Here is a 6,298-nt window from a genome sequence, read left to right on the forward strand (position 1 = left end):
AGCGATGCCGAACACCGACAACAGGTCCGCGAACATCGGCGTGGTGGGCCTGGCCGTGATGGGCTCCAACCTGGCCCGCAACCTCGCCTCCCGCGAGGGCAACACGGTGGCGGTCTACAACCGCACCTACGCCCGCACCGAGGAGCTCGTCACCCAGCATCCCGAGGCCGGTTTCATCGCCGCCGAGACGATCGACGACTTCGTGGCGACGCTGGCCACGCCGCGCACGGCGATCATCATGGTGCAGGCCGGCAAGGGCACCGACGCGGTGATCGAGCAGCTGGCCGAGCGGTTCGAGCCGGGCGACATCATCGTCGACGGCGGCAACGCCAACTTCAACGACACCATCCGCCGCGAGCGTGAGCTGCGCGAGCGGGGCCTGAACTTCGTCGGCGCCGGCATCTCCGGCGGCGAGGAGGGCGCGCTCAACGGCCCCTCGATCATGCCTGGCGGCTCGGCCGAGGCCTGGGAGACCCTGGGTCCGATCCTGAAGTCGATCGCCGCGGTCGCCGAAGGCGAGCCGTGCGTGACCCACATCGGCACCGATGGCGCCGGCCACTTCGTGAAGATGGTCCACAACGGCATCGAGTACGCCGACATGCAGCTCATCGCGGAGGCCTACGACCTCCTCCGGCGGGTCGCCGGCCTCTCGGTCGAGCAGCTCGTCGACGTGTTCAAGGACTGGAACACCGGCGATCTGGAGTCCTACCTGATCGAGATCACCGCCGAGGTGCTCGCCCAGACCGACGCCGAGACCGGGACGCCGCTGGTCGACGTCATCCTCGACCAGGCCGGCTCGAAGGGCACCGGCGTCTGGACGGTGCAGAACGCCCTCGGTCTCGGCATCCCGGTCTCCGGCATCGGCGAGGCCGTCTTCGCCCGGGCGGTCTCCTCCAAGCCGGCGCAGCGCGACGCGGTGCGGGCCTCGGTGACCAGCCGCCCGAAGCCGGCGCGGGTCCCCGACACGTTCGTCGAGGACGTACGCGCCGCCCTCTACGCCTCCAAGGTCGTCGCCTACGCGCAGGGGTTCGACCTCATCGTGGCCGGCGCCAAGGAGTACGGCTGGGACATCGACCTGGGCGCGCTCGCCAAGATCTGGCGGGCCGGCTGCATCATCCGCGCGCGCTTCCTCAACCGGATCGTGGACGCCTACGCCACCACGCCCGACCTGGAGACGCTGCTCGTCGACCCCTACTTCGCCGACGCCGTCGCCTCCGGCGAGGACGCGTGGCGGCGGGTCGTCGGCATCGCGGCCGCCTCCGGCGTACCGGCTCCCGGGTTCTCCTCGGCGCTCGCCTACTTCGACTCGCTCGCCGCAGACCGCCTGCCCGCTGCCCTCATCCAGGGCCAGCGCGACTTCTTCGGCGCGCACACCTACCAGCGCGTCGACAAGGACGGCACCTTCCACACGCTGTGGTCCGACGACCGCTCGGAGATCGCCACGACGCCTTCGACGCACTAGGGGCCCTGGCGGGGATACCGAACTTGGGGCTGTCGGGGTAGCTGGCGGCAGTCCTAGTTTGGAGCATGGGCTTCGACGTCACCGCAGAGAGGTACGCCCGCTTCATGGGGCGCTACGCCGAACCCCTCGCACCCCACTTCGCCGACTTCGCGCGGGTCAGCATGGGCCAGCGGGTCCTCGACGTCGGCTGCGGGCCCGGCACGCTCACCCGGGTCCTGGTGACCCTGACCGAGGCCCATCTGGTGGCCGCCGTCGACCCCTCGCCACCGTTCATCGAGTCGGTCGCACGACAGCTGGCGCGGGTCGACGTGCACACCGGCGTCGCCGAGGCGCTCCCCTTCGACGACGGTTGGTTCGACGCCACGCTGGCCCAGCTGGTCGTGCACTTCATGACCGACCCGGAGGCAGGGATCGACGAGATGATCCGGGTCACCCGGCCGGGCGGCACGGTCGCCGCGTGCGTCTGGGACGGGGACACCGGTGCCGTCGCTCCGTTCTGGGCGTGCGTGCACGAGATCGACCCGGAGGCCGAGGACGAGGCGCTTCTCGCCGGGTCCCGGATGGGTGATCTCGAGAAGCTCTTCAAGAAGGCCGGGCTCCGCAAGGTGGAGCCCAGCGGCCTGGTCGTCCGCGTCACCCACCCGACGTTCGAGGACTGGTGGGACCCCTACACCTACGGCGTCGGGCCGGCCGGTGACTACGTGCAATCCCTCGACGACGACGGTCGCACCGCGCTCGAAGAGGTCGCCCGACGCCGCTTCGGCGCGGGACCGTTCACCGTGACGGCGACAGCCTGGGCGGCCCGCGGCACCGTCGCCTAGCGACGCCGCGCAGCGCCTGCGTCGGCCGGCGCGGCAATTTGCATCGTCCTCCTATCCTCCTTATGGTTGTAAAAGTCAACCAATCAGAGGGGCGATGATGCTGGAGCAGGCGACCTACCGCGACCTGATGCATCGACTCAGCGAGATCGGGGCCGTCAAGAAGGGCCTCGCCCGCAACCTCCCGCCGGACCTACCGGCCGGCTCCGCGGGGGTGCTGGGCCTCCTCAGCCAGCACGGCGAGATGACGATCAGCGAGCTCACCGAACTGCTCGCCGTCGACATCTCGGTGACCAGCCGGCACGTCTCCTACCTCGCCGACCAGGGCTGGCTCGAGCGCTCGCCCAACCCGGCGGACGGGCGTTCACGCCTGCTGCGTCTCACCACCTCCGGACAGGACCTGCTGGGCGGGTTCTCCGACGACATCACCGAGCTGCTCTCCGAGCGGCTCAGCGACTGGAGCGACGACGAGGTCCATGAGCTGATCCGGCTCATGGCCAAGCTGCACGACAGCCTCGCCTGCCCGGCGCACACGCTCATCCACGTACGCAGCTGAGGCTCTGCCCCGGCAGCACTGTGCTCACTTCAGAAGGGAAGTCCATGGCAACGACGACAGCCCAACGGACTCACGCAGGTCCACCGGGAGGCTCGTCCGACGGGTCGTCCAAGACCCTGCACGGCCAGATGTCTCACCGCGAGATCATGGAGGCGCTCTCGGGTCTTCTGCTCGGCATGTTCGTGGCGATGATCTCCTCCACGATCGTCTCCAACGCCCTGCCGGAGATCATCGCCGACATCGGCGGCGGGCAGTCGGCCTACACCTGGGTGGTCACGGCCTCCCTGCTCACCATGACGGCCACCACGCCGCTGTGGGGCAAGATGGCCGACCTGTTCAGCAAGAAGCTGCTCATGCAGATCGCGCTGGTGCTCTTCGTAGCCGCCTCGGCCGTCGCCGGCCTGGCCCAGAACCCCGGCGAGCTCATCGCCGCGCGAGCCATCCAGGGCATCGGCATGGGCGGCCTGACGGCGCTCGCCCAGATCATCATGGCGGCGATGATCTCGCCGCGTGAGCGAGGCCGCTACTCCGGCTACCTCGGCGCCGTCTTCGCGGTCGCCACCGTCGGAGGCCCGCTCATCGGCGGAGTCATCACCGACGCCGACTCGCTCGGCTGGCGCTGGTGCTTCTACGTCGGCATCCCGTTCGCGGTGATCGCCTTCATCGTGCTGCAGAAGACGCTGCACCTCCCCGTCGTCAAGCGCGACGACGTCAAGGTCGACTGGGCCGGCGCGTTCTTCATGGCGGCCGGCGTCTCGCTGCTGCTGATCTGGGTCACCTTCGCCGGGGACAAGTACGACTGGGCCTCGTGGGAGACCGCGGCCATGGTCGGCGGCTCCGTGCTGCTCCTGCTGATCTTCGTCGTCGTCGAGTCTCGGGCCAAGGAGCCGATCGTCCCGCTGCGGCTCTTCGCCAACCGCACGATCACGCTCTCCTCGCTCGCCTCGCTATTCGTGGGTGTGGCGATGTTCGCCGGCACCATCTTCTTCAGCCAGTACTTCCAGCTCGCCCGCGACAAGTCGCCGACGATGGCCGGCGTGATGACGATCCCGATGATCGCTGGACTGTTCCTCTCCTCGACCATCTCCGGCCAGATCATCACCCGCACCGGTCGCTGGAAGGCCTGGCTCGTGGCCGGCGCCGTCCTCATCGTCGGCGGGCTGGGCCTGCTCAGCACGATCCGCTACGACACCGAGTACTGGCACGTCGCCGTCTTCATGGCCGTCCTCGGCCTGGGTGTCGGGATGACGATGCAGAACCTGGTCCTCTCCACGCAGAACCAAGTGGCGCCCGCCGACCTCGGCGCGGCCAGCTCGATGGTGACCTTCTTCCGCAGCCTCGGTGGCGCGATGGGCGTCTCCGCGCTCGGTGCCCTGATGGCCCACCGGGTCACCGACTACGTCCAGGACGGCCTCGCCGACCTCGGTCCGAAGTACGCAGCGCTCGCCCAGGGCACCTCCGGCGAGATCCCGGACATGGACAAGGTCCCGGAGCCGCTGCGTACCGTCCTGGAGAGTGCCTACGGGCACGGCATCGCCGACATCTTCTTCGTCGCCGCCTGCGTGGCCGTCGTGGCGCTGATCTTCGTGGTGTTCATCAAGGAGGTGCCGCTGAAGACCAAGGGCGGGCTCGCCCAGGCAGCCGAGGAGGACTCGGCCGCGGCGGTCGCCGAGGCCATCGCCGGGGTCCCCGAGCAGCACCCGGACGCGGTCGCACCCGTCTCCGGCGGCACCCCGTTGCGCGGGTTCGTCCGCGGCTCCGGGAGCGTCCCGGTCCCCCACGCCGCAGTCACGCTGATCTCGCTGTCCGGACGCCAGCTCGGCCGCTCGGTCGCCCACGCCGACGGCTCCTACGCAGTCGACGCCCCGGGCTCCGGAACCTATGTCCTGATCGCCTCCGCCGACGGCTTCCAGCCGCAGGCCTCCACCGTGGTCGTGGGCGAGGAGCCCGTGGCGTACGACCTCTTGCTCAGCGGCACCACCGGCCTCAAGGGCATCGTGCGTGCCGGCGAGGACGGTGCGCCGATCCACGGCGCGATGGTGATCGTGACCGACGTACGCGGCGACCTGCTCTCCACCGCGACGACCGTCGCCGACGGCACGTTCTTCGTCGACGAGCTGGTCCCGGGGCCGGCCACGGTCGCGGTCAACGCCGAGGGCTACCGACCGCACGCGGTGCCCATCGAGATCGGTGCCACCGGGGTCACCCGGATCGAGGTCGAGATGATCACCGGCGCTCGCCTGACCGGCGTCGTCAAGGCTGCCTTCGGGCCGCTGGCCGATGCCCGGGTGACGCTGGTCGACGCGGCCGGCAACGTGGCCGGGACCGCGACGACGGGTGCAGACGGGGCGTACGCCTTCGCCGATCTCGACGGTGGCGACTACACGGTCCTGGCGACCAGCTATCCGCCGGTCGCGAGCGCCGTGAGCCTCTCCGGCCACGGTGTGGACGGCCACGAGATCGTCCTCTCCCACCCCGAGGACTGATCCACGATGGCACTGACCGCCCAGATCCGCACCCGCGACGGTTGGGCCGTGGCACACGCGGTCCTCACCCTCACCGACACGGCCGGCGGTCAGGTGCTGCGCGCCGAGGCCGACGAGGACGGTGCCGTCAGCGACGACACCGTCCTCGCCCCCGGGCCGTACGTCGCGATCGTCAGCGCGATCGGCTGGACCCCGGTGGCGGCGACCGCCATCGTCACCGCGTCCGGAACGGCCTCGCTCGGCACCGTGACCCTGACCCGGCAGGGCGACACCTCGCTGCCGGCCCCGGGCCCGTGGACCATCGACCCCGCCCACTCCACCGTCGGCGCGGTCGCCCAGCACCTCGGCATCTCCAGCGTGCGCGGCCGGTTCACCGAGTTCTCCGGTCTCGTCGAGATCGCTCCCGACCACCTGGAGAAGTCGCGCGTCGAGACGGTCATCCGGGCCGCCTCGATCGACACCGGCAACCGGATGCGCGACGACCACCTGCGCAGCGGCGACTTCCTCGACGTCGAGGCGTACCCCGAGATCGTCTACCGCTCCACCGGCCTCACCCCGGCCGGACCGGACCGCTGGACCGTCCACGGCGAGCTCTCGATGCACGGGCAGACCCGCTCCGTCGATCTCGACGTCGCCTATCTCGGCACCGGGCCCGACGCGTGGGGTGGCACCCGAGCCGCCTTCCGCGCAACCGCTCAGCTGCGCCGCGACGACTTCGCGATGAGCTACAACCAGGCCGTCGCCGCCGGGATCGCCACGATCGGCACCACCCTCAAGGTGGAGCTGGACATCCAGGCCGTCCAGGGCGACACGCTCCCCGCCTGACCCCCGCAGCCGAGGCGTCAGGTAGGTCGGCCGAGACGTCGGTGAGGTCGGGCGGGGTGGGGACACCGGGGCCACACGGCCCCCGGCCGGGGGGCCCCGGCCGCCGGGGGGGTCCCCGCGCCCCGGGGTGCACAGGCGCGGGGCTGAGACG

The 6,298-nt window shown here is 70.6% G+C and carries 5 protein-coding genes; all 5 read left to right on the top strand.

All coding sequences use genetic code 11. The annotated features are described in order from the left end of the window. Positions 1-4 precede the first annotated feature (4 nt). The 5 genes from gndA to WBG06_RS23130 all read left to right on the top strand — a co-directional run bounded on the left by gndA (position 5) and on the right by WBG06_RS23130 (position 6,147). Positions 5-1,462 (top strand): NADP-dependent phosphogluconate dehydrogenase, encoded by a 1,458-nt coding sequence (gene gndA / locus WBG06_RS23110; RefSeq protein ID WP_336739653.1) that lies wholly within the window; start codon positions 5-7, stop codon positions 1,460-1,462. Positions 1,463-1,527: 65 nt separating this feature from the next. Continuing rightward, entirely contained in the window at positions 1,528-2,283 is a 756-nt protein-coding gene (locus tag WBG06_RS23115; RefSeq protein WP_336739655.1) for a class I SAM-dependent methyltransferase, read from the top strand. Positions 2,284-2,380: 97 nt separating this feature from the next. Further along, complete coding sequence (locus WBG06_RS23120) at positions 2,381-2,836, top strand: MarR family winged helix-turn-helix transcriptional regulator (protein ID WP_336739657.1); 456 nt, start codon at positions 2,381-2,383, stop codon at positions 2,834-2,836. Between the two features lie 44 nt (positions 2,837-2,880). Next, a complete protein-coding gene (locus WBG06_RS23125; protein WP_336739658.1) occupies positions 2,881-5,322 on the top strand; it encodes an MFS transporter in 2,442 nt (813 codons plus the stop codon). Between the two features lie 6 nt (positions 5,323-5,328). After that, positions 5,329-6,147 carry a YceI family protein gene (locus tag WBG06_RS23130; protein ID WP_336739659.1) on the top strand — a complete coding sequence of 273 codons (819 nt, stop codon included), beginning with the start codon at positions 5,329-5,331 and terminating at the stop codon, positions 6,145-6,147. Positions 6,148-6,298: the final 151 nt, after the last annotated feature.

Source organism: Nocardioides sp. CCNWLW239 (assembly GCF_037137035.1).
Lineage (GTDB): Bacteria > Actinomycetota > Actinomycetes > Propionibacteriales > Nocardioidaceae > Nocardioides.

Coding starts and splice junctions, on each gene's coding strand:
- gndA (WP_336739653.1), top strand. CDS start 5: ATGCCGAACACCGACAACAGGTCCGCGAACATCGGCGTGGTGGGCCTG.
- WBG06_RS23115 (WP_336739655.1), top strand. CDS start 1,528: ATGGGCTTCGACGTCACCGCAGAGAGGTACGCCCGCTTCATGGGGCGC.
- WBG06_RS23120 (WP_336739657.1), top strand. CDS start 2,381: ATGCTGGAGCAGGCGACCTACCGCGACCTGATGCATCGACTCAGCGAG.
- WBG06_RS23125 (WP_336739658.1), top strand. CDS start 2,881: ATGGCAACGACGACAGCCCAACGGACTCACGCAGGTCCACCGGGAGGC.
- WBG06_RS23130 (WP_336739659.1), top strand. CDS start 5,329: ATGGCACTGACCGCCCAGATCCGCACCCGCGACGGTTGGGCCGTGGCA.